This is a genomic window from Rhizobium sp. USDA 3886 (assembly GCF_056279785.1).
In genome coordinates, this window is sequence record NZ_JBWCDC010000003.1 from 164343 (window position 1) to 190958 (window position 26616).

General features: G+C 59.7%; 22 protein-coding genes and 6 pseudogenes. 16 read left to right on the forward strand and 12 right to left on the reverse strand.

Features of this window, described 5'->3' with window-relative positions; all coding sequences use genetic code 11:
* Nucleotides 1-92: 92 nt before the first annotated feature.
* Nucleotides 93-2159, reverse strand: coding sequence for a 2Fe-2S iron-sulfur cluster-binding protein (locus ACZ9BX_RS23565; protein WP_476220458.1), 2067 nt, complete (start codon nt 2157-2159; stop codon nt 93-95).
* 58 nt (nt 2160-2217) lie between these two features.
* Nucleotides 2218-2829: a glutathione S-transferase family protein gene (locus tag ACZ9BX_RS23570; protein WP_132558824.1), complete on the reverse strand. Its 612-nt coding sequence runs from the start codon at nt 2827-2829 to the stop codon at nt 2218-2220.
* Nucleotides 2830-3488: 659 nt separating this feature from the next.
* Here ACZ9BX_RS23570 and ACZ9BX_RS23575 point away from each other — a divergent pair.
* Complete coding sequence (locus ACZ9BX_RS23575; RefSeq protein ID WP_087001489.1) at nt 3489-3947, forward strand: mobile mystery protein A; 459 nt, start codon at nt 3489-3491, stop codon at nt 3945-3947.
* Nucleotides 3944-4546, forward strand: coding sequence for a mobile mystery protein B (locus ACZ9BX_RS23580; protein WP_476220459.1), 603 nt, complete (start codon nt 3944-3946; stop codon nt 4544-4546). Before ACZ9BX_RS23575 ends, ACZ9BX_RS23580 begins: the two co-directional genes overlap by 4 nt.
* A 96-nt stretch (nt 4547-4642) precedes the next feature.
* Here the strand turns inward: ACZ9BX_RS23580 and ACZ9BX_RS23585 are convergent.
* Both ACZ9BX_RS23585 and ACZ9BX_RS23590 read right to left on the reverse strand, forming a co-directional pair.
* Nucleotides 4643-4828: pseudogene (locus tag ACZ9BX_RS23585) on the reverse strand (hypothetical protein); the annotation flags it as partial.
* 26 nt (nt 4829-4854) lie between these two features.
* Nucleotides 4855-4968: pseudogene (locus tag ACZ9BX_RS23590) on the reverse strand (LysR family transcriptional regulator); the annotation flags it as partial.
* 1 nt (nt 4969) lies between these two features.
* Here ACZ9BX_RS23590 and ACZ9BX_RS23595 point away from each other — a divergent pair.
* The 3 genes and pseudogenes from ACZ9BX_RS23595 to ACZ9BX_RS23605 all read left to right on the forward strand — a co-directional run.
* Nucleotides 4970-5080: pseudogene (locus tag ACZ9BX_RS23595) on the forward strand (3-oxoacyl-ACP reductase); the annotation flags it as partial.
* Nucleotides 5081-5221: 141 nt separating this feature from the next.
* Nucleotides 5222-6211: a cupin domain-containing protein gene (locus ACZ9BX_RS23600; protein WP_476220460.1), complete on the forward strand. Its 990-nt coding sequence runs from the start codon at nt 5222-5224 to the stop codon at nt 6209-6211.
* A 59-nt stretch (nt 6212-6270) separates the two neighbouring features.
* A complete protein-coding gene (locus ACZ9BX_RS23605) occupies nt 6271-7479 on the forward strand; it encodes an MFS transporter (RefSeq protein ID WP_476220462.1) in 1209 nt (402 codons plus the stop codon).
* Nucleotides 7480-7842: 363 nt separating this feature from the next.
* Here ACZ9BX_RS23605 and ACZ9BX_RS23610 read toward each other — a convergent pair whose 3' ends face one another.
* Nucleotides 7843-8343: a GFA family protein gene (locus tag ACZ9BX_RS23610; protein WP_476220464.1), complete on the reverse strand. Its 501-nt coding sequence runs from the start codon at nt 8341-8343 to the stop codon at nt 7843-7845.
* Nucleotides 8344-8541: 198 nt separating this feature from the next.
* Nucleotides 8542-9426 carry a LysR substrate-binding domain-containing protein gene (locus ACZ9BX_RS23615; RefSeq protein ID WP_476220466.1) on the reverse strand — a complete coding sequence of 295 codons (885 nt, stop codon included), beginning with the start codon at nt 9424-9426 and terminating at the stop codon, nt 8542-8544.
* Nucleotides 9427-9552: 126 nt separating this feature from the next.
* Between ACZ9BX_RS23615 and ACZ9BX_RS23620 the strand changes: the two genes are divergently transcribed.
* The 8 genes from ACZ9BX_RS23620 to ACZ9BX_RS23655 all read left to right on the forward strand — a co-directional run bounded on the left by ACZ9BX_RS23620 (nt 9553) and on the right by ACZ9BX_RS23655 (nt 18069).
* Nucleotides 9553-11160, forward strand: a complete 1608-nt coding sequence (locus ACZ9BX_RS23620) for an ABC transporter substrate-binding protein (RefSeq protein ID WP_476220468.1) — start codon at nt 9553-9555, stop codon at nt 11158-11160.
* Nucleotides 11161-11226: 66 nt separating this feature from the next.
* Nucleotides 11227-12630 carry a class-II fumarase/aspartase family protein gene (locus ACZ9BX_RS23625; protein WP_476220470.1) on the forward strand — a complete coding sequence of 468 codons (1404 nt, stop codon included), beginning with the start codon at nt 11227-11229 and terminating at the stop codon, nt 12628-12630.
* Nucleotides 12630-13610: an ABC transporter permease gene (locus ACZ9BX_RS23630; RefSeq protein ID WP_476220472.1), complete on the forward strand. Its 981-nt coding sequence runs from the start codon at nt 12630-12632 to the stop codon at nt 13608-13610. Before ACZ9BX_RS23625 ends, ACZ9BX_RS23630 begins: the two co-directional genes overlap by 1 nt.
* Nucleotides 13607-14818 (forward strand): ABC transporter permease, encoded by a 1212-nt coding sequence (locus ACZ9BX_RS23635; protein ID WP_476220474.1) that lies wholly within the window; start codon nt 13607-13609, stop codon nt 14816-14818. The genes ACZ9BX_RS23630 and ACZ9BX_RS23635 overlap by 4 nt, the downstream gene beginning before the upstream one ends.
* A gap of 12 nt (nt 14819-14830) precedes the next feature.
* Nucleotides 14831-15799, forward strand: a complete 969-nt coding sequence (locus ACZ9BX_RS23640) for an ABC transporter ATP-binding protein (protein WP_476220476.1) — start codon at nt 14831-14833, stop codon at nt 15797-15799.
* 3 nt (nt 15800-15802) lie between these two features.
* A complete protein-coding gene (locus ACZ9BX_RS23645) occupies nt 15803-16795 on the forward strand; it encodes an ABC transporter ATP-binding protein (RefSeq protein WP_476220478.1) in 993 nt (330 codons plus the stop codon).
* A 430-nt stretch (nt 16796-17225) separates the two neighbouring features.
* On the forward strand, nt 17226-17582 hold the full coding sequence (locus ACZ9BX_RS23650; RefSeq protein ID WP_074072823.1) for an ArsR/SmtB family transcription factor: 357 nt from the start codon (nt 17226-17228) through the stop codon (nt 17580-17582).
* Entirely contained in the window at nt 17566-18069 is a 504-nt protein-coding gene (locus ACZ9BX_RS23655) for an SRPBCC family protein (RefSeq protein ID WP_476220480.1), read from the forward strand. The genes ACZ9BX_RS23650 and ACZ9BX_RS23655 overlap by 17 nt, the downstream gene beginning before the upstream one ends.
* Nucleotides 18070-18200: 131 nt before the next feature.
* Here ACZ9BX_RS23655 and ACZ9BX_RS23660 read toward each other — a convergent pair whose 3' ends face one another.
* Nucleotides 18201-18641, reverse strand: coding sequence for a hypothetical protein (locus ACZ9BX_RS23660; RefSeq protein ID WP_476220481.1), 441 nt, complete (start codon nt 18639-18641; stop codon nt 18201-18203).
* A 587-nt stretch (nt 18642-19228) separates the two neighbouring features.
* Nucleotides 19229-19441, reverse strand: a pseudogene (locus ACZ9BX_RS23665) (IS110 family RNA-guided transposase); the annotation flags it as partial.
* A gap of 440 nt (nt 19442-19881) precedes the next feature.
* Here ACZ9BX_RS23665 and ACZ9BX_RS23670 point away from each other — a divergent pair.
* The 3 genes and pseudogenes from ACZ9BX_RS23670 to ACZ9BX_RS23680 all read left to right on the forward strand — a co-directional run.
* The gene (locus tag ACZ9BX_RS23670) at nt 19882-20451 is read left to right on the forward strand and encodes a nucleoside 2-deoxyribosyltransferase (RefSeq protein ID WP_087006201.1); all 570 of its coding nucleotides are present in this window, start codon (nt 19882-19884) and stop codon (nt 20449-20451) included.
* Between the two features lie 211 nt (nt 20452-20662).
* Nucleotides 20663-20794, forward strand: a complete 132-nt coding sequence (locus ACZ9BX_RS23675; RefSeq protein ID WP_476220482.1) for a hypothetical protein — start codon at nt 20663-20665, stop codon at nt 20792-20794.
* 338 nt (nt 20795-21132) lie between these two features.
* Nucleotides 21133-21294 (forward strand): annotated as a pseudogene (locus ACZ9BX_RS23680) (DUF5615 family PIN-like protein); the annotation flags it as partial.
* A 5-nt stretch (nt 21295-21299) separates the two neighbouring features.
* On the opposite strand, the gene ACZ9BX_RS23685 reads toward ACZ9BX_RS23680, so the two are convergent.
* From ACZ9BX_RS23685 to ACZ9BX_RS23700, 4 genes and pseudogenes are all read right to left on the reverse strand, one after another.
* Nucleotides 21300-22373, reverse strand: a complete 1074-nt coding sequence (locus ACZ9BX_RS23685) for a lipocalin-like domain-containing protein (RefSeq protein WP_476220483.1) — start codon at nt 22371-22373, stop codon at nt 21300-21302.
* The gene (locus tag ACZ9BX_RS23690; protein ID WP_476220484.1) at nt 22363-24777 is read right to left on the reverse strand and encodes an ABC transporter permease; all 2415 of its coding nucleotides are present in this window, start codon (nt 24775-24777) and stop codon (nt 22363-22365) included. The genes ACZ9BX_RS23685 and ACZ9BX_RS23690 overlap by 11 nt, the downstream gene beginning before the upstream one ends.
* The gene (locus ACZ9BX_RS23695; RefSeq protein WP_476220485.1) at nt 24777-25433 is read right to left on the reverse strand and encodes an ABC transporter ATP-binding protein; all 657 of its coding nucleotides are present in this window, start codon (nt 25431-25433) and stop codon (nt 24777-24779) included. The genes ACZ9BX_RS23690 and ACZ9BX_RS23695 overlap by 1 nt, the downstream gene beginning before the upstream one ends.
* A 236-nt stretch (nt 25434-25669) precedes the next feature.
* Nucleotides 25670-25827: pseudogene (locus ACZ9BX_RS23700) on the reverse strand (LysR family transcriptional regulator); the annotation flags it as partial.
* Between the last annotated feature and the right edge of the window lie 789 nt (nt 25828-26616).

Below are 26616 nucleotides of genomic sequence, written 5' to 3' on the forward strand. Positions count from 1 at the left end.
TTTCGTCACGATCAAGATGCTTCGGTTTTGCCCGATGATGAACGTCGAAAAAGAGGAAGATACTCTTGCGTCGGACGCATCAATGACGAGCGTTAGAGTTCGAGCTGGACCCTGTTTTCCTCGTCGGTTTCCTGTTCAGCAGGGACGGCCGAGCACAGCAACACTTCGCCTTCGGCGATCGCCGCCGTTGGCTCCCTGATATAGGTCACTGCACCCGTGGTGAGCTTTGTGCGGCAGGTTCCGCAACTGCCTTGCCGGCAACTGAACTCCGGGTTCAGGCCGCGCGCTTCCGCAAGTTCCAGCAGGGTGCCCGACTCAGGGGTCCAGCGCGCCTCCTTCAACGACCCCATGAAGGCGACCGGCACTGGCTTTGTGGATGGTGGTCGGCGGCTCTGCGCGGTCACCCCGGCGTCGAGCATTCGCTTCAAGGATGAAGGGCCGAAGGCTTCCGCGTGTATACGACCATCTGCGATGTTATAGCCTCGCAACCCATCATAGAGCGCCTGGGTGAACTGCGGCGGCCCGCAGACGTAGAACTCATAATCGTTGAACGGCAGGTGGCGGGAAAGCAGCGCCATGTCGAGGCGCCCGATGGCGTCGTAGTCTGCGCCTTCTTCGGCACCACTTGCGTCGCTCAAGACCCTGATGAGCCTGACGACCCCCTGCCCTGCATTGACAAGCTCGGCGATTTCCCTGTCGAACGGCCGCTCCTGCTTGGAACGCGCCGCATGGAAAAGGATGATCGGACGGATGCGCTGCTTGCGAAGCCCCTCGTAAACAACGTGGCGCAGCATGGCGAGCATGGGGGTAATCCCTACGCCGCCGGCAAGCAGCACCGCCGGCCGAGTAGCGCGGGCATCGATGGTAAAATCGCCGGCTGGCGCGCGCGTTTCGATGGTGTCGCCAACGTGAATGACGTCGTGCAAGTGGTGCGACACAAGGCCGTCGCGCTTGACACTGATGCGGTAGACACCGTCCGAAGGAGCGGCGGACAAAGTGTAAGTTCGGATGACAGGCTTGTCGACGCCCGGAACGGTCAGGCGGATAGGCAGATGTTGTCCAGCAACATGCGGCAGCAACCCCGCTCCATCGCCAGGCTGCAGGTGAAACGAGCGGATCGAGGCACTTTCCTCGACGACCTTCGTCACCGTCAGGGCGCGCCACTGATTGGCGAGGTCCGTGGCACGCAGCCGATCGGCGGCCTGCGCCCAGTCGCCGGTCATCAACGAGTTCGCAGACCATCCGTCTTCCCGGAAGGCCCAGCGCAGCGCCAATGCGTTGCGCCGGCGAACGATCCGGCGTGCCTTGAAGGTCCACAGCCGTTCGGCACCCTGGAAGGCGGCGATCTCTGGCGAATCCAGGATGACCTCGGCGTTACCCGTCATCTGCAGCATGTCGCCGTTTGCGTAATCGATGAAGAGTAGCCCTGCCTTGCCGTTCAACAGGATGTTGCCGAGCGTAGAGAAGAAGAGATTGCCATCGAAGTCCGGAATGGTCAGCGTCCCGTCATCTGCGACGCGAACGAAGCCAGCCTTGCCGCCGCGATGCGACACGTCGACCTGGCGCCGATCTTCGCGATCGACATAAGACGATACGAAAAACGCATCTGCCGCCGCGATCATAGAACGTGCAGCATCATCGAGCGCGGGCAGATCTTCGACCGTACCGGAGAAGGTTTCGCCCGGATCACGAACGAATTCAAAATCACGCAGCTGGATGTAACGCGGGCAGTTTCCGAAACTCTGGTCGACATCAATCCGGATACCTTCGGGTGAGGTGGAGACGATCCCGTTCATACGATTGCGGCGGCGGGTGTGCATCTCCATGCCGAGAAGGCCGATTGGCTGACTCTGTAATATACCTTCGCTCGCGGGATCACTGGCATCGCTTTTTGCCGCGATGTTCAGGATGGTTGACGACGGAGAGGACATGAACCCGGGCCGACCCTCGAGGAAGGTCGCCCAGGCATCGCCACGGTTATCGACACTGCCCACAACGATGTAAGGCAGCTGAGCGTAAAAATCGCGGTGTTGATCGGGCATGAAGTCGCGGATTACGCGTTGGCCGACAGAAGCCATGCGCTCGGCGACGCCCACCTTCTCCTGAAGCAACAGCTCGCCCTCGTGCCAGACCGGCAACGTCTTCAAAGTCTTGCTCATTTCCGTCTCCCCAAAATAAATGGAACGGGCGCACGTAGCCGCACGCCCGGATCAGGCGTCAGGCGGCAAGGCCGGCGGGCGTTTGAACGAAGGCAACGAAGCCCGGTAGAGCTTCGATACGACGGAGAAATGCATCGACCGCGGGATAGGTGGAGAGATCGACATTCCCCTCCGGCGCCCGAGCCACGTAGCTGTAGATCGCAACATCCGCGATGGTTGGCCCACCACCAACAAGCCAGTTACGATCGGCGAGATGGCTTTCGAGCCGACCCAGCAGCGTATGGGCGCGGCCGATAACTTCTTCAGGATTAAACTTGGCCCCGAAGACGGTAATCAACCGTGCTGCCGCAGGGCCATAGGCGACTTCGCCGGCGGCAACCGAAAGCCAGCGCTGAACAGCGGCGGAGCCCTGAGCGTCTTCTGGAAGCCAATCGGTGCGGGCAGCTTTCTTTGCGAGATAGACCAGGATGGCGTTGCTATCGGAGATGACAACGCCATCGTCTTCCAGCACCGGCACCTGCCCGAACGGGTTCAGCTTCAGAAACTCAGGCTTCTTGTGCGCACCTGCCTTCAGGTCGACCTCAACCAATTCGTGTGGCAAGCCAAGCAGCGAGACGAACAGGCGGGCTCGGTGAGCGTGACCCGACAGCGGATGATGATAAAGTCTCATTGTGTGCTCCTGCGAAATTTTGAACGGGTCCATTCCCGATCTGCATTGCGAAAGTGCTACAGTCGGCTGTCCATGAGAACGGCCGAGTTTCGCAGTTCATAATTGCAGCTGACGCAATAATCCCAGGGAACCGACCATTCCACGGGCTTGATGCGCTTTAACGCGCGCCGGCGCGACACGATCGCCAACCGGCGTCCAAGCCGGTATTGGTTAAAGGGCCGAGCAGGTCTTTCTGCTGAAGCGAAGTTCCTCGAGCACTTTCTGGCGAATAGCCTGGGCTCATAATGTCGGTCACGATGGTGTGCAACTGACCTTCCTGCCGTCTCAAGAGCGGCGAAACGCAGCCTTCAAGCCCGCGATCTGTATATCAAGCCCAAAATTTAAGACGCTGATTGGCATTGGGCTCCGGCAATGAGCGGCGAATAAGTGGGCGTATGCAGTCCTCAGAACCACGCCGTGCCCTAGGTCGTAAGGACTGCCACTGCGATAATCCTGCTTACAGGCATGGCTGACTTTCCGTAGCATAATGCGTCTGTCGTGGGGGCTGGGCTAACTTGTCGCCTCCACCAAGATCGTCAATAAATATATTGACGCTTTACGTTTGCGTGTATAGTTTTGTGTTGACGAAACGATTTAATCCGTCAACATATGGGTATCCAATGAGCGTGAAGCAAACCGTACGTCGGCAGTATCAGGCGATTGTAGATACCGCGCTTGGAAACGATATCGAGATACCGGCTGAAGGCTGGATCCGAACGGTGCGTAAAGCTTTGGGCATGTCGGGCGCGCAGCTCGCCAAGAAAATGGGCGTCACGCGCGCGCGCATCGCGCAGGCCGAAAAAGCCGAGCTTGATGGCGGTGTGACCCTGAAGTCCATGGAGGCGACTGCCGAAGCGATGGGTTGCCGCTTCGTCTACGCCTTCGTCCCACCTCAGACGATCGAAAATGTCATCATCGCCCAGGCCAGGAAAAAAGCACAAGCGATCGTCGGTAGTGCCGCAAAGCATATGGCGCTGGAAGACCAAACTGTTTCGCACAACCGGACCCAGCAGGAAGTCGCTCGCCTGATGAATGAGCTGATGTACCAGATGCCCTCCGATTTCTGGGAGGATAAGTGACCTTTGAGTTCGAATATCCCGATGGTGCGACCCCTTTCGACCCAAACGAAGTCGGTGGGCTGAAATTCAAGCATCTTAAAACGCAGAGTGAGTTGGACGAGCTCGAACAGGCGAACATCGCTTCTGGGCTGCGCTGGATTTCTCGTATTCGCCGAAAAGATATTCTGACCGATGACTTTGCAATCGAGCTTCATCGGCGGCTTTTTGGCGATGTTTGGAATTGGGCGGGCACATTTCGCAAAACGGGGAAAAACATTGGTATCGATCCCGTGCAGATAGGAGTCCAACTGCGGGGGCTCATGGATGATGCCCGGTATTGGGCTGATAACAACACGTACTCTGCGATCGAGGCGGCTGTCCGGCTACATCATAAGCTGGTGTTCGTTCATCCGTTTCCGAACGGTAATGGCCGGCATGCGCGTATCATGGCGGACGTCGTTCTTGAAAAGATATATGGAGCCGAACCTATCGACTGGACATCGGGCTCTGATCTTCAAAAGATGAGCGAGAGACGCGCCGCCTATATCGCGGCGCTGAAAGCGGCAGATAATTACGATATGGAGCCGCTGCTGGCTTTTGTGGCGCCCGGAGTCTCTTGACTTCCTGCGACGCATTTCACGTCGACCCTAAAGCGGTCGCCGGAGGATGACGAGAGACGCCAATATCGCATCACTCTTTGACCGGTATCATGCAGCTCAACGACTGTCGTTTCGGCGAAGTCGCTCAAAGCTCTTAACGACCGCTGACCTTAATTGATGACGACCAGGAGGCGGCGCGCCGGCGCTCTGCTGGAAATTCCGGCTTTTGATCTTCTGCGTATCGATATGAAGATCCGGCGTGAACATCTCCCTCGCCCGAACCTCCGGAACGGGCCGCTCACGATCCTACGCGCTCGAATCTGACGGTTTCAGGCGCGATGGCGAAGCGAATCCACAACGAGCTTGAATGCCGCCGAGGGCTGGCGCCGGCTTGGATAGTACAGGTGGTATCCCGCAAAAGGCTCGCACCAATCCTCCAGGACCTACCGCTACCTCAAAGCCAGCGGTCATGGTCGCGTCATCAACTTCGGCTCCGTGGCCGGTGTTGCCGGACTGCCCGGCTACGATCCCTACAATATGGCCAAGGAAGCCGTAATCCATCGGCTGACAGCATGAGAGAGGCCGGTGCTGGCAGCGATCACGCTCGAATTCACAGAAAATACCGCTGCCGGAAGACAATCGCCTCGCGACACGATCGTGCTTGCATGCCAGACGCTCGAGACCTAAATTGGCTAAATGCTTGACCATTCGTCTCGACCGTTGTCGTCGTCAAATATCCCAATGGATGCGCTAAGCGAAGTGCTACAAGACTTTCGCTTGAGCGGCGTCAACTATGGGCGCTGCGAACTCAGACATCCATGGAGCATCGCCTTTCCGCAACAACAGCTACTTCGTTTTCACTTCGTGAGCCAGGGTCCGTGCTGGATCCATACCGAAGCTCAAGGGTGGCAGGAGTTGAACGATGGAGATCTGGTGCTGCTGCCGCAAGGTATCGCGCATCGATTAGCCAGCGCGCCAGATGTTGAGGGCGACTCCCTCAAAAGCTGTCAGATAACAAGGTTGGGCAGCAACGTCTGCGAAGTGGTGCGGGAAGGAACGGGTGCGACCAGCACCCTCTTCTGCGGCTCCATGACTTTGAGCGCGTATGCGCTTAATCCTTTGATCGCCTTGATGCCGCCGATGATCAAGGGCTGCGATGTAGCCGGCAATGACCCGATCGTTGGTCCCCTGCTGGCGGCGATGACGGCGGAGGCTTCACAGCCCCAGATGGGTAGCGCGACCGTCCTATCGCGTATGGCAGACTTGCTCGCAGCGCGGCTTATCCGCTGCTGGGTAAATTGCAGCGGCGCCTCGACCACCGGCTGGCTCGCCGCGATCCGCGACCCCCACATCGGTCGTGTGTTGGCAGCCATGCACCGGGACCCCGGCCATAACTGGACCCTCGAAAGCCTCGCGGCCGTGGCAGGCCAGTCGCGCTCGATCTTTGCCGAGCGCTTCAGCGCTATCTTAGGAGAAGGCGCGGCACGTTATCTTGGCCGTCTGCGGATGCAGCTTGCCCGCGAGTTGCTGGGCCAAGGTGGCATGTCAGTTGCCGAAGTTGCTTCCCGATTAGGTTATGAGTCGGAGGCATCTTTCGCTCGCGCCTTCAAGCGCATTACCAGCGTGTCACCGGGCATTGTGCGCCGCACAAGTTCTGGACGAATGGACATGAATTTCGGATTTTAAGACACATATCATCCTGAGAAGTTCGTCTATGAAATCTCCGAACGTAGGAGATAATTCAAATGACGGACACGACATCAGAACTCGACGGCGCGGCGATAGACTTTGATACCGCCGAGCCAGCCGCCTGGAGCGCCGCGACTTGGTTTGCCGTTCTTTCGATGGCGGCAACCAGCTTTGCGCTGGTATCGGCTGAGTTCCTGCCGGCGGGCCTGTTGACGCCAATGGCGCGCGATCTCGGGATTACCGAGGGAACAGCCGGACAGGTCGTCACCGCTACCGCTTCAGTCGGCGCCGTGACGGCCCTATTGAGCAATGTTCTCATTGGCAGACTGAACCGCAAGGCGGTGCTGGTCGGTCTTAGTGCATTGGCGATCGGATCCAATATTCTTGCAGCGCTAGCGACCGATTTTTGGCTATTGTTGTTGGGACGGGCTGGGCTAGGCATCGCGCTTAGCGGTTTCTGGGCGCTCTCAGTCGCGGTCGTGGCGAGGTTGGTTGGCGCCAATGCGACAGGTCGGGGCATGGCTATTGTCACCCTCGGCGTCTCGCTCGCCACCATAGCTGCGCCATCGATGGGCGCTTTGATCAGCGATTGGCTGGGATGGCGAATCGCCATGGCGATGACCGCCGGACTTGCCGCACTTGCGATGGTGTTGCAGGCGCTCAGCTTGCCAACGCTGCCCGCAAGCACAAGCAACAGCCTCGCCGACGTGTTCCGGCTGACGGGCCGGCGTGACGTTCAACTGGGAATGCTTGCCATCCTTTTGCTGATGACAGGGCATTTTGCCGGCTCGGTTTATGTGCGTCCCTTCCTGGAACAAATGACGCGCCTTGAAACCGAATCGATTGCCTTGGCGCTGCTTGGGTTCGGCATCGCCTCTGTGATCGGTAACGTCGCCGGTGGCCGAATGGCCGACGCAAGTATCCGCCTGGCGCTTGGTGTCACCGCCACGCTGATGGCGGTTGCGGCGCTCGCCTTGGTGCTGTGGGGTGCTCATACAGGCGCTGCATTCGCCTTCGTTTCACTTTGGGGCTTCGCGTTCGGCATGGCGCCGGTGGTGCTGCCGACCAATCTGTCCCGCGGAGCACCTGACGCGCTGGAGGCAGCGGGGAGCCTGATGGTCGTCTCTTTTCAGGTCGCCATCAGTATTGGCGCGGTTTTCGGCGGCTATGTCGTCGATCACTACGGCGCTGTCGGCCCCTTGACCCTTACCGCCGTCCTAGCCGCATCGACGGTCGCCTTGGCGCTGCTGCAGCCTCGCAGCTGATCTTCGCATTCCGGGTTGAGCAAGTGCGACCTCTAATTGACTGGCAACCGTCCCCGAGAGCTGGACACTCGTATAATACGTCGCCTTGAAGGCGAATAGAACCAACGACCCTGTTGTTACAATAGGCCTCGTCTCAAATTCCCCGTAGCGGACATCGGCTCGGGCCTGGATTGGAATGACCGATTTTGGGGCCGGGAAGCGGAAGGTCTGCTTCGAGGCACGAATTAGCTAAAGAGCAGACCTTCACGCACCCTGCGTGCATCATCTTGAAAATAAGCCGTTGCTGTCGTCGGTTTCCGGCGCGACGGCTTTTCGGAATAGCAGCAACGGACAGCGCCGCACCTGCAACCGCCGGAATAGGACTCAGCCATCACGCCCCCTCACCGCCCATGAGGTGGTATCGTGATCGGGGTGCTGGTTGTTGCTCTCCTTGATCGCCGCGGCCCAGTCGGCGCCGTTGCTTTCGGTCGCTCCGGTATTTTCTATGCCCGTGATCGTCTCGAACCATGCCACCATGTTCTCGGTGCAGGTATTGGCAAGCGGCGAGAAGGCGTGCGGATCGTCAAGCGAGCCGATCATCAGGTTGGTGCGACCGTTTTCGAGGTGGTGGAAGAACAATGGCGTGCCGCAATTGGCGCAGAAGCCTCGCTCGACAAGCTCCGAGCTCTTCCAGACGCTCGGCTTGCCGCGTGTCCAGGTGAGCGCATCATCGGGCGCGGCGACGAGCGCGGCAAAGATGTTGCCCGAGGCTTTCTGGCACATGCGGCAATGGCAGAGATGCGAATTGTCGAGCATAGCGGTTGCGTGGTAGCGGACGGTACCGCACTGGCAGCCGCCGCTCACTTCCATCTCGATGCGTTTCATTCTTTCTCCTCCTTCAAGAGGCGGGTTTGGGCTTAATCTCTTTTAGGTTTTCGTCTTTTGATCGTCCAGCCTCCCAGAGCGGATCCGATTCTGGTGTTAGTGGGCGTAGTTTGCCAGCCCAAAAGAATGGACCCGATCACGCCTTCACCAGAAGAATCCAGGTATGTTAGCGCGCCGCGGACTGAACACCGGCCTGTTCTATTCCACAACCGCGTCCCTCAGCCAATTGCGAAAGAATCGGAAACTGTCGGACCGAAGTTTCGGATCGGCGAACATGAAGAAATAGTGCTCATGCACCATGTCTTTCTCGAACAGCGCAACGAGTTGACCATCCGCCAGTTCCTGCTTGACCAGCTTCTGGCGAACAATTGCAATGCCAAGTCCTTCGACTGCGGCCGTCAGTTCCAGGCCGGAGCTTTCGAGATCGATGAAGCGCGTGCTGGAAAAAATTCTTGGAGCGCGCTGCCCTAGCCAACGCTCCCAGTTGCGGGTGAATTCCGCGGAACGAAGCAAAGTATGCCGTTCCAGATCGTCGGGTGTATCGAGGGGTGGCGCGCGGCGAAGATAGGCAGGGCTGCAGACCGGTGTGAGGTCAGCGTCGCCCAATATCTCGCACACGAATCCCTTTTTGCTGATTGCCTCGCCCACATGGATTGCACCGTCCACCCCCTCGACATCATGCCCGCCCGTGACGAATTTTACGACGATGTCGGGACGGCGCGCATAAAGCGTTCCAAGCACCGGCATGATACATTTCTGCAGAAAGACGCGCGGGCTGCCGATGACGAGCGGTCGCCGGTCGACGCCGACTGATAGGTCGCTCGTCACCGCGCGTATCTGGCCGAGTGAAACATGGATCTTGTCCCAGTAGACTTCGCCGACCGGCGTGAATGTGATCCTTCGATGCGACCGCTCGAAGAGATCGCAACCGAGGAATGATTCAAGATTCTGGATCTGCCGGCTAACTGCGCCGGGTGTCAGACAGAGTTCGTCCGCCGCCTTGGCAATGCTCATGTGCCGCCCCACCGATTCGAACACCGGAAGCGAGGTCATGGGTGGCAGGTCCCTACGCCTTGTTTGCATTTGTGTTTTCCTCCCGCCGCCATCTCTATCGTTCAATTGAGAAAAACTCAATCGAGTCCAGAAAAATTCGATTTCTCACCAGACAGTGCGGCGATACGGTCCCACAGAATAAATGGGAGGAGGACTATGAAAAACTTGTCACTGGCATCTTTTGGCTTGGCGCTCGCAGCCGCGACATCGCTTGTGCCGCTTCCGGCAGCGGCTGAACAGTTGCGCGTGGGTCTCGCCGCGCTCGCCACCTCGGTCGATCCGCATTTCCACCGCGCCGGCTACAATTTCGATCTTCGCGAGAACATCTCGGACGCGCTCGTCTACACCAATGGCGTCAACGGCAACGTCGAACCGCGCCTTGCGAAATCATGGGCGATGCAAGGTGATACCAAGTGGGTCATCACGCTCGAGCCGAAGGCGAAGTTCGACGACGGCAATGCGGTCGGAGCCGACGACGTGATCTATTCGATCTGCCGGGTGCGCAATGTGCCGAATAGCCCCGGCCTCTTCAGCAGCTTCATCGCCACGATCGCCGATATCAAGGATGCCGGCGATGGCAAGATCGAGATAGACACCAAGAAACCCGATCCGAACCTGCTGCGCAGCTTGAGTAATATCGGCATCGTCCAGAACTCGACCGGCCGCACGCTGGCCTATGACGACAAGACCTGCGGTAACGACAACTGGTTAGAGACAGCCGGCTTCAACAGCGGCAAGGTATCGCCCGGCATCGGGCACTACCGCGTCAAGAAGTTCGCGCCTGACGTTGAGATCGAATTAGAGCGCAACGAACAGTATTACGGCACGCCGGCCGCCTACGATTCGGTGCTGGTCAAATCCCTGCCGGACAACAGCGCCCGCATCGCCGCCCTGCTCGGCGGTTCGGTGGATGTCATCAACGCCGTGCCAATCAACAGCATCGACAGCATCCAGTCCTCGGGCAAGTACCACCTGTCGTCCATTCCCTCCACGCTGCTGATCTTCCTGCTGCCCGACCAGGGTCAGGAAAAGACGCCGAAGGTTTCTGGGACCGACGGAAAGAACCCCTTCCTTGACCCGCGCGTCCGCAAGGCGCTCAACCTCGCCATCAACCGCGAGCAGATCGCCGAAACCGTGATGGGCGGCATGGCTCAACCGGCAAGCCAGATCATCGTGGACGGTGTCTTCGGCCATAATCCCGGTCTGCAGCCTTATCGCTACGATCCGCAGGAGGCCAAGCGCCTGCTGGCGGACGCGGGCTATCCGAACGGTTTCTCGATGACGCTGAACGCCCCCAGCGACCGCTACGTCAATGGCGCGCAAGTCGCTCAGGCGGTGACCGCCATGCTCTCGCAGATCGGGTTGAACGTGACGCTCGAGACCTTCCCGTTCAGTATCTACTTCACCAAGGCGAGCGCCTACGAGTTCAGCCTCTATCTGGCCGGTGCCGCCGCCGACACGGGCGAAGGCCTGAGCCAGATGATCAACCTCGCCGGCACACGAAATCCCGACCGCGGCTGGGGCGGCGCAAACCGTGGGCGTTATTCCAGCAAGGTCACCGACAAGGCGCTTGAAGACGCACAGTCGACGCTGGACGACGCCAGGCGGGAAGAACTGATCCTTGCGGCGGTGGCCGAAGTCTACGAGGACGACGGCTATGTGCCGCTCTACCACGAGTTCGGCGTCTGGGGCGTACGCAATGGCGTGCATTACGACCCCAACGCCAACCTGACCAACATCTTCTACACCGCGCGCCCCGAATAAGACGATACCGGCAAGGCTGGCGGGCACGCCGGCCTTGCCTTCTCATTCATGAAAGTGCGAAGCCAGATGGGTACAGAATTCAACGACGCCCTCACGTCACAATACGACTACCGGGGACTGCGGGACGCTTTTGCTCCGCCGGCCATGTACCAGGCCTTCCTGGATGTCGAAAAGGCTGTAGCGCTCGCTCAGGGAGAGCTCGGCATGATCCCGATCGCCTCGGCGGAGGTGGTCGCTGAACATTGCCGTTACGAGTATCTGGACATGGACCGGCTGGACACGTCGTACCGGACGACCCGTCACCCTCTCATGCCGCTGATCAACGAGCTCGTCCGGCTCTGCGGCCCACAGCACGGTGGCTATGTCCACTGGGGCATCACCACGCAGAACGTCATCCAGACCGGACTGCTGCTGCTCGCCAAGCGTGCCCAGGCGGTGCTGGACGGGCTGCTCGCCGACATCCTGGGCCATCTTGGGCGCCATGCCCGCACCCACGCGAAAACCGTCATGGCGGGGCGCACCCATTACCGTCATGCGGTGCCGATCACCTTCGGCTTCAAGGTCGCGGTATGGATCGACGAATTCCTTCAGGCCTCGGACAGGCTTCGGGAAGCCGAAAAGCGGGCCTTCGTCGTCATAACCGGTGGCGCGGTTGGCTGTTTCTCGGCTCTGGGCAGGCAGGGCCCGGCCTTCCAGTCACGCGTGGCAGCACTTCTCGGCATGGGCGAAATGGCCATTCCCTCGCGGGCGATCCGCACGCATATGTGCGAATATGTCAATGCGCTGAGCCTGACGGCTTCCATCTGCCACAAGATCGCCGAAGAGGTCTACCAGAGTTCCTCCGAGGAGTACGGGGAACTGCACGAAGGTCGTATCGAAGGCACCATCGGCTCCTCCACCATGCCGCAGAAGATCAACCCGATCCTCTGCTACGGCATCATCGCCAACAGCAACAAGCTCTATTCCTGCGCCGGCATGCTGATGGCGACCGCCCATCGCCCGTTCGAATCCGACGGCAGCGCCAACCAGATGTTCGAGGACGGACTGGCGGAGGTGATCAGCGCCATTTCCGAAATCCTCGTGCGGACCGAGCTTCTGGCGCGCGACCTCTATGTTAGTACGGAGCGGATGCGGGCCAATCTGGACCTGTCGCACGGGGCGATCTTCGGTGAGTTCGCTATGATGCGGCTTGGCGAGACCCTCGGCAAACACAGGGGCCATGAGTTGGTGCACGATGCCGCCATGGCCGCAGCAGCCGGCAAGGCGCCCTTCCTGGACGAACTGGCACAACTCCCGGGCGGCCAGGCACTGCGCGCCGAGATCGAGAACCGGCTTGAGACCGGCAGCACGGGCGGCATATGCGCCGAATATGCGTTGCATTTCGGATCGCTGGTCCAGGATATTGCGGCGGGGGCGATGCCGACGGTCGAACAGCGCAACATCAACGCCTATCTGAAGGCTGCCCGCTGATGTCCTCCTTCGTGCTGCAGCGCCTGTTGCAAAGCGTGGTCGTGGTCTTTGTGCTGTCGGTCGTGCTGTTCGTCGGGGTGTGGCTGATCGGCAATCCGGCAGACATCCTGATCTCGTCGGAAGCTTCGGAGGCCGACCGGCTGGCCGCCATCACCGCACTCGGGCTCGACAAGCCGCTCTGGCAGCAATACCTGATCTTCCTCGGTAATGCCGTGCACGGAGACTGGGGCACCTCCTTCGTCTACAAGGAACCCGTCACCAGCATCCTGCTGCAGCGCCTGCCGGCGAGCCTCGAACTCGGTCTGGTGGCCTTCATTATCGCCATTGCCGTTTCCGTGCCGGCCGGGCTTTATTCGGGGCTTAGACCGGAATCGCCGCTCGGGCGTGGCGTCATAGCCTTCTCCCTGATCGGCGTCAGCATCCCCACCTTCTGGCAGGGCATGCTCCTGATCGTCGCCTTCGGCATCGCTCTGCCAATCCTGCCCGTCGGCGACCGGGGCCAGGTGGCGACCCATTTCGGCATCACCACCAGCCTCTGGACGCTCGACGGCTGGTCGCATGTCGTTATGCCTGCTTTCAGCCTGGCGCTCCTCAAGATGTCGCTGCTGATGCGCGTCACGCGCGCCGCGACGATGGAAATCTCCCGCCTCGACTTCGTTAAGTTCGCCTATGCGAAAGGCGTGCGCAGCCGTAAGGTGGTCGTCAGGCATATCTTGCGCAATGCGCTGGTTCCGCTCATCACCGTAACAGGGATCGAACTCGCCAACCTGCTGGCCTACGGCGTGATCACCGAAACAGTGTTTTCCTGGCCGGGGCTTGGCAAGCTGCTAATCAACTCGATCAAGGTACTGGACCGTCCGCTGATCGTGGCCCAACTCACCTATACGGCGCTACTGTTTATCGCCATCAACTTCATCGTCGACATCCTGCATATGGCCATCGATCCGCGCGTGAAATCCGTTCTGAGGCGGGCGGCATGAGCCTAACTGGATTCAACGATTTCGCGCGGCGTTTCGCCGAAAGCCGCACCGCCATCATCTGCCTGCTGATCAGCCTCGTTTTCGTCGTCTGCGCCCTCCTCGCGCCCCTGATCTCGCCAACGGACCCCTACGACCTGACGCAGCTTCAGCTTTCCGATGCGTTGAAGCCCGCCGGCTCGAAGCGCATGGTGCCGGGAGAGGAAGTCCGCGCCAACATCCGCCTCCAGGACGGTGCGGCCTCGGTCGAACTTGCCTCACCGGCACAGACCCGCAATAGTATCGCGGCCGAGTCCTGCGGAGCGAACTGTCTGCGCGTCGGCGTGCTGCCGGAAGGCACGAAGCTCGCCAGCCTGCAGATCCGCAACCTGCCGGCCGGCGCCACCGTGGAAGGCGGCAAGAAGCATATCGTCCAGCCCTGGTGGACCGTGGACAACCCGGAGGGCGGCAAGGTCAGGATCGTTTCGAACGGCCCGCTCCCTGAAAACTTCACCGTCCTCGCCATCGCGAAATCCCTGGAGGAGGAGACGAATTTCGTCTTCCGCCTCGGCACCGACAGCTTCGGCCGCGACATGCTTTCCGCAATCCTCTACGGCATCAGGATCAGCGTCTTCGTCGGGCTGGTGGCGGCAGGCGCCGCAATGGTGCTCGGCACCGGGCTCGGGCTTCTCTCGGCCTGGCGTGGCGGCGTGACAGACGCGATCATCATGCGTGCGGTCGATTTCATGCTCGGCCTTCCCGCCCTGCTCGTCGGGCTTGCGATCCTCGCCATCCTGGGCAACGGCGTCAGCAAGGTCGTGCTCGCCATCGTCATCGTGCAATGGTCCTATTATGCGCGCACGGCCCGCTCCTTCGCCATGAGCGAACTCAGCAAGGAATATGTCGAGGCAGCAAGGTGCCTGCGCCTCTCGCCCACACGTATCATGCTGCGCCACGTGCTTCCGAATTGCATGCCGCAGATCATCGTGCTCTTCACGCTAAACATCGCAGCGGCGATCTCGCTCGAATCCTCACTAAGTTTCCTCGGCGTCGGCCTGCCGCTCACCAGGCCCTCGCTCGGCATGCTGATCGCCAGCGGCTACGAATTCATCTTCTCGCATAAGTACTGGATCAGCATCTATCCGGGGGTGGTGCTGCTGGTGATGATCGTCGCGATGAACCTGCTCGGAGACCGGTTGCGCGATCTCAACAACCCGCGGCTCGACCGCTAGAGGAGCCGGGCAATGACGGAACCCTTCTTCCAAGTCGACCACCTCAACACCTGGTTCTTCACTCGCCAAGGGGTGGTGAGATCGGTGCGCGACATTTCCTTCGACCTTCACCGCGGCGAAGTGCTCGGCATCGTCGGCGAATCCGGTTCGGGCAAATCGGTGACGGGTATGTCGATCATGGGCCAGGTCGATGAGCCGGGCCGCATTGTTTCCGGCTCGATTTCGCTCGATGGTACGGAGCTGACGGTACTCGACTTCGAGGAGATGCGCCGCTATCGCGGCCGGCGGATCGCCATGGTCTTCCAGAACCCCTTGATGACGCTGAACCCGCTGATGCGCGTGCGCGACCAGATGTACGAAGCGATCGGCGAGCACGAGAATGTCTCCCGCAAGGAGAAGCACGACCGCTGCATCGAGGCGCTGAAGGCCGTGGGCATTCCCTCGCCGGAGGAGCGGCTGAACGCCTATCCGCACGAGATGTCGGGCGGCATGCGCCAGCGCGTCGTCATCGCCACCGCCCTGCTGCTCGGACCGGACATGATCATCGCCGACGAGCCGACGACGGCTCTCGACGTGACGATCCAGGCTCAGATCATCTACCATATCCGCCGCCAGATCGACGAACGCGGCCTCGGCATGATCTGGATCACTCACGATCTTTCGACGCTTTCGGAACTCGCCGACCGGATCATGGTCATGTATGCGGGCGCGATGATGGAGATCGGCACGACCGAGGACATCATCGGTTCCCCGCGCCATCCTTACACCCGCAAACTTCTCGATTCCGTTCCCTCGTGCAACATACCAGGAGAGAAGCTGAGGCAGATCCCGGGCAACATGCCCTCGCTGCTTTCGCTCGGAAAGGGCTGTCCCTTCGCCAGCCGCTGCGAGCGGGCGACGGAGATCTGCAGCGAGCCGGTGCCGGCGACGGAGCTATCAGCCACGCACCGCATCTGGTGCTATCATCCATTCGAGGGCTGACGCATGAACGAGATGATCTTCGAAGCAAAGGATCTGTCGCGCAGCTTCATAGCGGGACGCAGCGCATTTCGCGATCTCGCGAACCACTTTTTGCGTGACCGCCCGCCCACCGTGCTGCGCGCCGTCGACAATGTCTCGCTCACGCTGCGCAAGGGCGAAACACTGGGCGTCGTCGGCGAATCCGGCTGCGGGAAATCGACACTGGCGCGGATGATCGCCGGCATCCTGCCTGCCTCCTCCGGCGAGCGGCACTTCCGCGGTGAGCCCTACGACAGCTTCCTTACCCGTAAGCGCGATGCACTGAAAATCCAGATGGTCTTCCAGGATCCGCTTTCCTCTCTCAATCCGCGCCTACGCGTCGGCGAGATCGTCGGCGAGGCGGCGGTCCTGCACGGGCTAGTGCCGCGCTCACGGGTGAAGGATTATGTGGTCGACATCCTTGCGCGCGTCGGCCTGCCCGCGGACAGCGTCGGCCGCTACCCTCATCAATTTTCCGGCGGTCAGCGTCAGCGCGTGGGCATCGCCCGGGCCCTGGCAGTGAAGCCCGACATGCTGATCTGCGATGAGGCGGTGGCCGCGCTCGACGTGTCTGTTCAGGCGCAGATCATCAATCTCCTGATGGACATCAGGCGCGACAGCGGCCTTGCTATGATCTTCATCAGCCATGATCTTGGCGTCATCCGCCATTTGTGCGACCGGGTAGCCGTGATGTATCTCGGCCGCGTCGTGGAGCTTGCCGAGACCGAGCAGCTCTTCGCATCGCCTGCGCACCCCTATACGCGCATGCTGCTCGACGGCATGCCGAAGATCGCACTGCAGCGACGTAAGTTCATGCCGATCCAGGGCGAAATCCCCTCGCCGCTCAACCCGCCCTCCGGCTGCCATTTCCATCCCCGCTGTCCAATTGCGACCGAGCATTGCAGACGGACGCGCCCGGAGTTGCGAGAGATTGCGTCGGGGCACGTTCACGCATGCTTGAATGTCGAAGCTCTATAAGGAGGGGGCGGGCTTTGATTGGAGGTTTGGTTGCGGCCCGACTGCACAGAGACTTGTAAAATCCACATATCGCACCCTCAAATCGGAATAGTTTCCGCTTCGCGTATAAAATGCATTACGCACCGCAATCGCGCTGGCCGCAACGGGTCGAAGAACGAACCCGCTGGCCTGTGGCCCGCGGGTTCCTTCCTCGGGGACTTTCGTACGCCTTCCGGCGCCCGAAACTCTTCACGTTAGCCGGCGGACTGGTTTCGGGGAGCAGGCGCTGAAAGCTGACATTCGCTCATCAGCGGCTCGAAGGTCCGCTTGACCCGCAGCAGACGATTTTTGCTGCCGCCGCCGCGGTGCATGACCTCGAATGACCGGTCTACGGCAGGGAAAGTTCGGGACGCTTGCGCTTCCTGCGCGAGCAGGCTATACACTGAACTATATGGTTCAGTATTTAAGTCCTCCCCTCGATCTCTCGTTCGCGGCGCTGTCCGATGCGACCCGCCGCGGGATCATCGATCAGCTTGGGCGAGGGGACGCGTCGATCACCAGTCTCGCGGATAAGTTCCAGATGACGCTGACCGGCATGAAGAAGCACGTCCAGGTTCTCGAGCGGGCGGGGCTCGTCGTCACGCAGAAGGTCGGACGGGTGAGAACCTGCAAGCTTGGGAAACGCGGCCTCAAGGCGGAGGCCGAGTGGATCGAGGCGCATCGCAAGCTCTTCGAGGCCCGCTTCGAAGCATTGGACGAAATCATCAGCGAAATGAAACAGGAGGGAAGCGATGAATCAGCAAGTTAACAGTGCAGGTGGTGCGCAGAACCGCACGTCAGTCGAGCGCAAAGGGGATCGCGAACTCGTTGTAACGCGGACATTCAATGCGCCGCCGAGCACGGTTTACAGGGCGTGGAGCCAGCCCGAGCTGTTCCAGCGCTGGTGGGTGCCAAAATCGGCGTCCGGCGTTTCGCTCGTATCGTGCGATATGGACGTCCGTACCGGCGGCAAATATCGGCTGGAATTCGGCGCCGGCGGTTCGGACACCATGGCCTTCTACGGCAAGTATCTCGAGGTGGTGCCGAACGAGCGCATCGTCTGGACCAACGACGAGGGCGAACAGGGCGCGGTCACGACCGTGACCTTCGAGGACCAGGGCGGGAAGACGCTGCTGAATCTCCACGAAGTCTATCCGTCCAAGGAGGCGCTTGAGGAAGCACTACAGGGCGGGGCGGCCGCATTGCCGGAGCAGCTGGAACAGCTCGACGAATTGCTTTCCAGCATAGGCGAGTAGCGCGGGTCGGGAAACTCGCCTCGGGGGAACGTCTGCTCTTGGGAAGTGACTCCACCGGCCTTTCCGGCCGGAGCGGGGGCGCGAAGCCGTCGACGGTGCGAAATAGTTTCATGCAAAATTTTAAAGTTCGCCTACCGGCGGACTACCAACGCTGGCTCATTGTTTCGACTGAGCAAGCCACCCGCAACAATGCAGCAAACGCCGATGAGCGACACGAAGGTCAACACGTCCCCAAAAATAAGGGCCGCTAAGAGGACGCCAAAGCCCGTACCCCAATAACCAAGCTGATTGAAAACAACCGGCCCGCCAACTTGCTGGAGGCGAAAATTCATCACGCTAGACAAGGCCGAAATGCCTATTAGGAATGCAAACCAGAACAGGACGGGCGGATGGAAAAATAGCCATTGTCGTGGGAACTCGACCACGGGCGAGACCAGAGCTAGGACTAAGCTCGATGAAAACAAAGTTCCGCATGAAAATGCCAACGCCGTGGCCCCTTTGGCCAGCTCGCTGATCTGACGACATTTCCCATGGAAGCGCTTGTCGGAATCAATAACCCGAAGATCACCCAAAACGACTGCCCCAAGTCAATCTCTCTTATCTGCTGTTGGATAAGCACAAGCATACCGAGAAAGCCGATCGTAATGGCGAGGAACCGGCGGAGAAACATCTTTTCGATCCGTACAACCGCTGCGAAAGTCATCGTCAGCAATGGCGAAAGTGAATAGACCGTTGCTGTATATGCAGGTCCTTCACCGCCAAGCCCTCCCGTCAGCGCAGCTCCGGGAGTAACTGCTCGCATGGGAACTAATCGATTTTGTTTGCTGCAACTGCGAATTTTTGTTGCACCGCATATATTTCGGCCCTTACATTCTTGCAGCGAACTAAAGTAGACCGACGGAGTTGGACATGACTGTTACCTTTCCGCTTTCTGATAAGCGCAATGTCGATCAGCTATTGAAGCATCTGACCTCGCACAATCTTACATTCCCCGGCAACTGCGCCGTGACATTGAAGACCCATGTTGCGCATGTAACGTCCTCACACACGTTCGCGTTAGGAACGGCTCGAACGTCTTGGTAGATGAGTTGTGCTTCACTTCTGATCGAGCGCGAGCAAACGAAACGACTTTGACCCTGGCAATGCTGGCCACCTTGTATGATGGGCGGCAGCGCTTCACCCGGCCGGATCGTAGCGTCTTGCCGCTACTGTCCTGAACCACCAGGTGGCTGTAGGATTTGTGGTAGTCGACGCCGATATGGTAATCATAAGACGCAGTCATGCTTCCAACTCCTCTATTGAGTTCTCGAAAACCCCAATAGGATAAGCCGTAAGGCTGGAAGTGTGACTGTCCTTCGATCATCATCTGCATATCAAATGATCCGTTCTCGCAGCGGACGCGACATCTTTCATGCCACCTCCCTCCGTAGGCGAGAGTTCTTTTCGGCTGAGTGAAAGAGGGAGTTAACATGAGCGCTATAGATAGCTCGCCGCTGAGACGCGGAGTTTCGGCCGGTTGATCGACATCGATATCCCACCGCACTATCGGTCTGTGTAGATAACAACGAACTCGCCGGTCGCCGCTAAGCAAGGGGAGAAGGGTTGGCATCCGGGGAAGCAGCGCAGGCTTAACGTCACGACTGCGCTGCCTACGCCGCATGATGGGCGACCGCGGCGCCGTTGCGCGATCTGAACGCGCGCTAATACGCGCCGCGCGGGGTGAGCGGTTTTCGCCCACTGGATTGCGATCCTTCTTCGCTGTAGAGCGAGGAAGGAATTTTTTGTTGCCACATCCCTTTCAGGTGCAATTTTATGACAAGAAAAGTTTATCTGGCCGGTCCGGAGGTCTTCCTTCCCAACGCCCGCGAAATCCTCGACCGGAAGGCAGCACTTGCCCGTGAGGCGGGACTTCTCCCGCTCTCGCCCGGCGATCTGGAAATCCCGCACACGAACTCGAAGCGCGAGCGCGCCGCAGCGATAAACGCGGTGGACGAGAAGATGATGATCCAGGCGGACGCGATCATCGCCAATCTGACGCCCTTTCGTGGCATTGCCGCCGATACCGGGACGGCTTTCGAACTCGGCTTTATGTGCGCAAGCGGTAAGCCTGTATTCGCTTATACGAATGTGGCCCGCGATCACAGCGGACGAGTGAGCGATCTTTATGGCGGGGCCGTCGCGTATGATGCTGAAGGTCGACTGCGAGACCCGAACGGGATTGCGGTCGAGGATTTTGGCCTGGCCGACAATCTCATGCTGCACGCCGGGATTGAGCGGCGCGGTGGCGTCCTCATCATCGGAGACGCGGCGCGGGATGCGCTCTATACGGACCTTGCCGCGTTCAAGACGTGTCTTGCCGTCGCCGTTGAGAAGCTGCGCTAGGAAGTACCGCGCCCCAATCGCCATCCAGTCGCCATTGAGGATCTCAAGGGCCGACTCCTGACGCCAGGCTTTCACCGCCATCTGCACTGTCCGCAACGATTTTCAAGGTGCCGCCGAGGGATCAGTGACGGTGAAGATCAAATATTCCGATTTCACGCAGGCAGCACGCAGCAAAACCACTTCGGCATCTTTATCAGGCATCTAGGAGATAATGGAGATTGCCGAAGCGCTGCTGCGGTCGGTCTATCCGGTCTATCGCCCGGTGGTCTTGATGGGCGTGACGCTCTCTTCTTTGAATACCGAAATTGGGGGCGAACGGCCGCAACTCAACCTCGGTCTTTAAGCAAACAGCCCGGAAACGAAAAAGCCTGCCGCGGGAGGAGGTGCAGCAGGCTTTTCGAAAAGAACCGAACAGCGACGGAGGAGGAGTGCCGCTGTTCCTACAGACGCCCCTGGGAGGAGGAGTGGGCCGTCTGAGACACGAAGCTTTGCGGGAGGAGGTGCATTGCTTCGTCGAGAAAGACCATAGACGATCGTGTGGTATTGGATAGGCGTTATGTTGCACTGCAGCTATGCGGGAACTAGCCAGCGAAGGGCACAATAGTTGCCGGTCTCCTCCAGTGGCCGCACCATATCCTCTTCACAAAGAGATTTGCCATCGCGCCGCTTAGGCATGGCCTCTTGAAGTTCCTCATCGATGAACGCCTGCATACGTCACTCGTGGCCGTGGCTCAAGATCACGGCAACGAGTGTTTTCACGTTAACTGGCTGGGGTTGAGCGGCGAGACCGACTGGGACCTCATGCATCGGATCGCGAGGAGGATTTTCACCTTCGCGGCTGATCCCTTTCAATATCCCGTCATTTCCAAATAACCATGCCCCCCGGTACTTCCACTGAAGGTAATTGGGCCTTCCCAATAAGGCGTGGTGGTCGCCATCCATGCCTGGTCGTTCAAAGGGCTGGTCGTGACGTCGAGGCCGCGCTCGGGGATCCGGACACGCCATGCAACAGGGACGTTCCGGTCGCCGACGCGTGCTGTGCGCACGGGGGATATCTCCAGTGATCCAGGCGCCAGAGGCGTGGGTTTGCCATCCGGCGCAATCCAGTTCGCCGATCTGTAGCCACCGCTGCCGTCGCGAAGCCGAAACGCCATGACCTTTTCACCGGAATCCAGATGGAGCGAAAACCACTCCCATCCGGTCTGGTCCTTGGCGAGAGGCTGTGAAGACCATTCCCGATCAAGCCATGCCTTGCCGCTGACCAGAACGGTCTTTCCGGCGACGTCGAGAGATCCTGACACGTCATAGAACGGTTGCGAGTAATAGTAGCTCGCCTGTCCATTTGCCGATTTCACAGAATAGCCCTGCTCGCCCTGCAGTACGAGAGGACCGTTGGCGGACAGCTGGAGCGTATAGCCAAAATCCTTTCCGGTTGCATGCAGGCTGACCTTGTCCAGCTGGTCGACGCCCGATTTCAGCAGGCCTTTCATTTCCCAATCGTCAATCCAGGCAGAAAAGGGTACGGCGACGACGCCTGCTTGGCCGACCCCGCCGCGGGCGAATTTTTCGGCCACGAGATGCCGATCCTTCGTGGTGATCGCAGCATGGCCCATCCAGACCTGAGGATCGGACCAACCGCTCTCGGTCTTCGGCGCGAGCGCGGAGCGGAAAAGCGTCCATTGTACGCCGAACTGCGTCCCGTCCTCACCCTGAAGATTTGCAGTAATGTACCACCATTCGATCCGGAATTCGGGATGGGGGCCGTGATCTGCCGGAAAGCGGAGTTGTATGCCGGGGCGTGGAACAGCGAAGCCCTCGGCGGTCGAGCCCAGTCCGGCAAATCCTTGCGGAATAGCGGCGGCAGGAACAGAGATTGCCGTGGTTGCCGCAACAAAGGCAACCAGAAGACGTCTAGCGTTCATTGGCAAACACCCTCAGCAAATCCGATGGCCCGATCGTCGCCAGCCGTCGGAGCGGAATAAAGACAGATACGATCGCCGCAGCCAGGGCCACCGATCCCAGGACGAGCCAGTCCATCGGAAAAATCCGCATCGGCAGCCGCCACCCGAAAGCCTCGACATTGACAATCGACAGCAGCACCCAGGCAAGCACAAGCCCGACAGGGAGCGCGGCAACGAAGGTCGCGAGCCACAGCGCGAGCGTGCGCAGCACTTCGAGCAGGGCAAGATCGCGCCGCCTGATCCCCATCGCCCAGACGGGGGCAAGCTGAGGCAATCGAATGCCCGACAAGGTGAGCAGGCTGGAAAACATCGCAAAACCTGCGACGCCGAGGGTGAAGAGATTGAGCACTCCGGTCACGGCAAACGTCTGGTCGAAGACTGCCTGCGATTGCCGCTTCAAGGAAGCCTGGTCGATGACGTTTTCGGACGGCAGACCGAATTCGGTCGTCAGGCGTTCCTTCAGCGACGGGGCGTCGGTCGGAGGAACACGCACGCCATATCTCAGCTTTGGAACGTCAGGATAATGTGCCGTCAGGGCATCGATGCCGACGATGACCTGTCCTTTTGGATTGCCGTAGTCGGAATAGACCCCGACGACGGGGAGTTTCCAATCACCGGGCAAGGCCAGACTATCTCCGATGTTAAGCCCGTTGCGACGCCAGAGCTGCTCGTTGACGAGCGCCCCCTGCCCCGCGGCGACCCGGTCCCAGACATCGATGGTTCCCGAAAGGAGCGGCCAGTTGTCCCGATAGGTCGGATCGCCTGCTGCCGCGCCGAAGATCTGCAGCCTGTCTCCGAGCACCTCACCCTCGACGCTCCAGATGGGAAGAACCGATGTCGAATGAGCCAGCAGCCATCCTCGCAGGTGCGCCGCTTCGTTCTCGTCTCGCGCCGTGACATAAAGCTCGGCCGCCAGCCGTTGGTCGAGCCAACCGATGAACGTCAGCCGGAAGCTTGAGACCATCGTGCCGACACCGACATTGGCGGCCAGAGCCAGCAACAGCGCCATCAGAGCCAGGCTGAGCCCAGGCAGCTGCTGCCGCGTATCGGCCCAGAACCACGTGACGAGCACGCGCGACGAGTTTCTTTGCATGACAACAAGACACGCGGACAGCACTGCCGGCAGCATCAGGGCCGCTCCGAGCAACAGGCAAGCCAGAACCGCGAAGCCTGCCACCAGCCCATGTCCGACACCTGCCAAAGTGCCCGAGGTGATCAGCAGACCCAGTCCGCCTAAAACCTGCAGTCGGATACCGATTGCCGTCGCACGCGCCCAGGCACGAGGTTGCGCTGCAGCTAGCAACGGCATGCGGTGGACCCGCCAGAGGCTTTGGGCCGACGAGACGATGGTCCCGGCAATCGCTATTCCAAGCCCTGTTGCCCACCATTCCGGTCGAACGGTCAGCGTGCCCGGGACGCTCGCCGCCCCATAGAGCCCCTGGAGGGTTGCCGCCACACCCGGCAGCAACAGGGAGGCCACGAAATACCCGATCACGACGCCGACGAGCCCGGAAAGGAAGGCCAGCGCCAGAAGCTCCGTCATCAGCAGGAAGATAAGCGACGACATGGAAAGCCCGAGAGAGCGCAGGGTCCGAAAGGTCGCTCTGCGCTGCTCGAACGCCAGGCCGATCGTGGCATAGACGATGAAGAGACCGACGGCAAAAGCGAGAAAACCGAACGCCGTCAGGTTGAGGTGGAAGCTGTCGGTGAGCTGGGCGACATCTGGTCGGTCGCCCGGCGGCTTTATTGCGATCTCGGGTGCGAGAATGTCGAGCGAAGGCAGGTTCGGCCGCTGTTCCGGCGCAACGACGAGACGGCTCAGCTCACCGCGTCCGTCGAGGATGTGCTCAGCTACGGCGATGTCGGTGAACGCGGCTCCGTCTGGCAGGTCCGGCGACACCTTGACCTGCATCTCGGTATGCCCCTTAAGCTTGAGGGCAGTCGCCTTGGAAACCAAGAGGACACCCGGATCCGCCATAAAGGCCGCCAGATCGTTCGATCCTCCGGTTTCGAAGCCTCGCGCCTGCGCTGGCATCGTCAACGGATCACCGCCGATGAGCCGCACGCGGACATTCCCGAAGCGATGATCACCTTCGATAATGGGCGAGACATTCCAGCCTGCCCTTCTCAATTTGGCATATGTTGTTAGGGGAATGGAATTGCCGTTATTCGGTACGAGTTGCGTCAGCTCGTTCTGGTCGAGCACTGCGGCTGCCCGCGCATAACTCGCCCGCGCTTCTGCGTTTATCGCCTGGACACCCGACCAGAGCGCGGTGGCTAACGAAAGGCCGAGGATAAGGGTAACAAGCTGAAGAGGACGGCGCCGCCAATGCGAAAGGAGAGCCGTTGCGGCGGTCCAGAACATCAGGCGATCTTTCCGCCGCTGAGATGGACGCTGCGGTTGAGCCTCTGCGCCAGCCTCGAAGAATGCGTCACCATCAAAAGCGCAGCACCTGCACTCTTCGTCAGCGACAGCATGATGGCGAGCACGACGTCCCCAGTCGCTTCGTCGAGATTGCCGGTCGGTTCGTCGGCGAGAACCAGGGGCGGGCGCGCGGCAAGCGTTCTGCCGATCGCCACCCTCTGCTGCTGGCCCCCAGAAAGCTGCTCGGGGTATCGGGTAAGAAGCGCCTGGATGCCAAGATTTTCCACGAGCTGCCGCTCCCAGGCAGGATTGTGCCGCCCGGCAAGCTTTGCATGAAAGGAAATGTTGGCCGCGACATCGAGCGACGGAATGAGGTTGAACTGCTGAAACACCAACCCGACCGCCGAACGTCGATACTCGGCCCTTCCCCGATCATCCAGAGCGGCAATATCTCGGCCGGCTGAAAGGACCTGCCCGCCATCGGGATAGTCAAGCCCGCCGACAAGGTGAAGCAGGGTGCTCTTTCCGCTTCCGGACTCCCCCGTCAGTGCGACGCTTTCGCCTGCGTTGAGATCGAAATCGATGCCTTTCAGGATCTCGAGAGGTCCTTCTGCGGTCACATAGGATTTGCTGACATTGCGGAGTGAGAGCAGCATCTGATTTCGGGATCGATGACGATGTCAAAGTATGTAGGCATGATCGTCGGCTTTGTAAGCATTCTTGCATGTCGATTTTGGGCAAGCTGGGTCGATTCCGTTGATTAACAAAAAGGCAATTTCGTCAATTCATGCGGCATGCTAATTAAGGCTGGGAACATTTGGCCGACTCGGCAGGCTTACATTAGGGAAGAAGCTGCTTATCGGGATCGATGGTGAGGGTTCGCTCAAGGTCTCCCTTCCCTTGTCAGTTCCACCCGTTTGGTCGAGCGGATGAAGAGCTGCACGCCGAGTTGCCGCTCCAGACCTTCGCATGGTTACTGGGGGCCCGTTGGGCGGTGCGGAACGCAGTTCCTTGGCCACCGCGGCAAAGTACAGGTGACGTTTCGGCCACAGAGGATGATCATGACGGGACGACGTTCCAGAGAAACCAGCGCTTGCTGCATTTCGGCAGCGATCTTTTTTTGGTCTTACGCTCCGGTCTCAGCAGACTGCCGGTCGGCCCTCAATAGCCCAGAGTGGCCGAGCATCGCTAGATCCATTGCTACGTTGCAGTTGTGCGAACAGATTCCGATCGGCCCAAATCAAACTGTCCGATTTCAGGTGGAGTCGGTCGATTTCTGCCCCGTTTCGAGCGGTGTCTCGTCGGTCACAGCGAGGGCTTTGCTGACTTGTGAGGCAAATTCGGAGGCGCTTTTCCAGACGCCACCAATCGACAGTCTGGTTGTGGCCACTGTAACGCTTGATACGGTTGCATGCAGGATAAGGGATACAAACCTCGAAATCAGCGGTGAGATCGGCGTCCTCTTGTCTGGACTGGCAGAAACCCAGCAGATCGCCCGCGATTGGGCTCAATCACAGCTCTCACTCCTATGCCGCATGTACCGGTGAGCATCCATACGCTCAATACCTGCGAGCCCAGGGGATACTGAAGCAGCAATAGGCAGCAAACGTGACCAGGCTGATCGCTCACTACTATGCGCGGGTGGCGGCGAGTTGCGGATCACCTGAAATCGATACTTTTCTCAAAGACGCCGGTGCATGGTTCCTCTCACTGCCGCATACAGCCCCTATCTCACTCCGATCGACATGGCATTCTCAAAAATTAAAGCCCGCCTGAGGGCCGCAGCGGCCAGGACTTTCGACGCGCTCGCGACACACTCGGCTCAATCTCAAGCTCTTC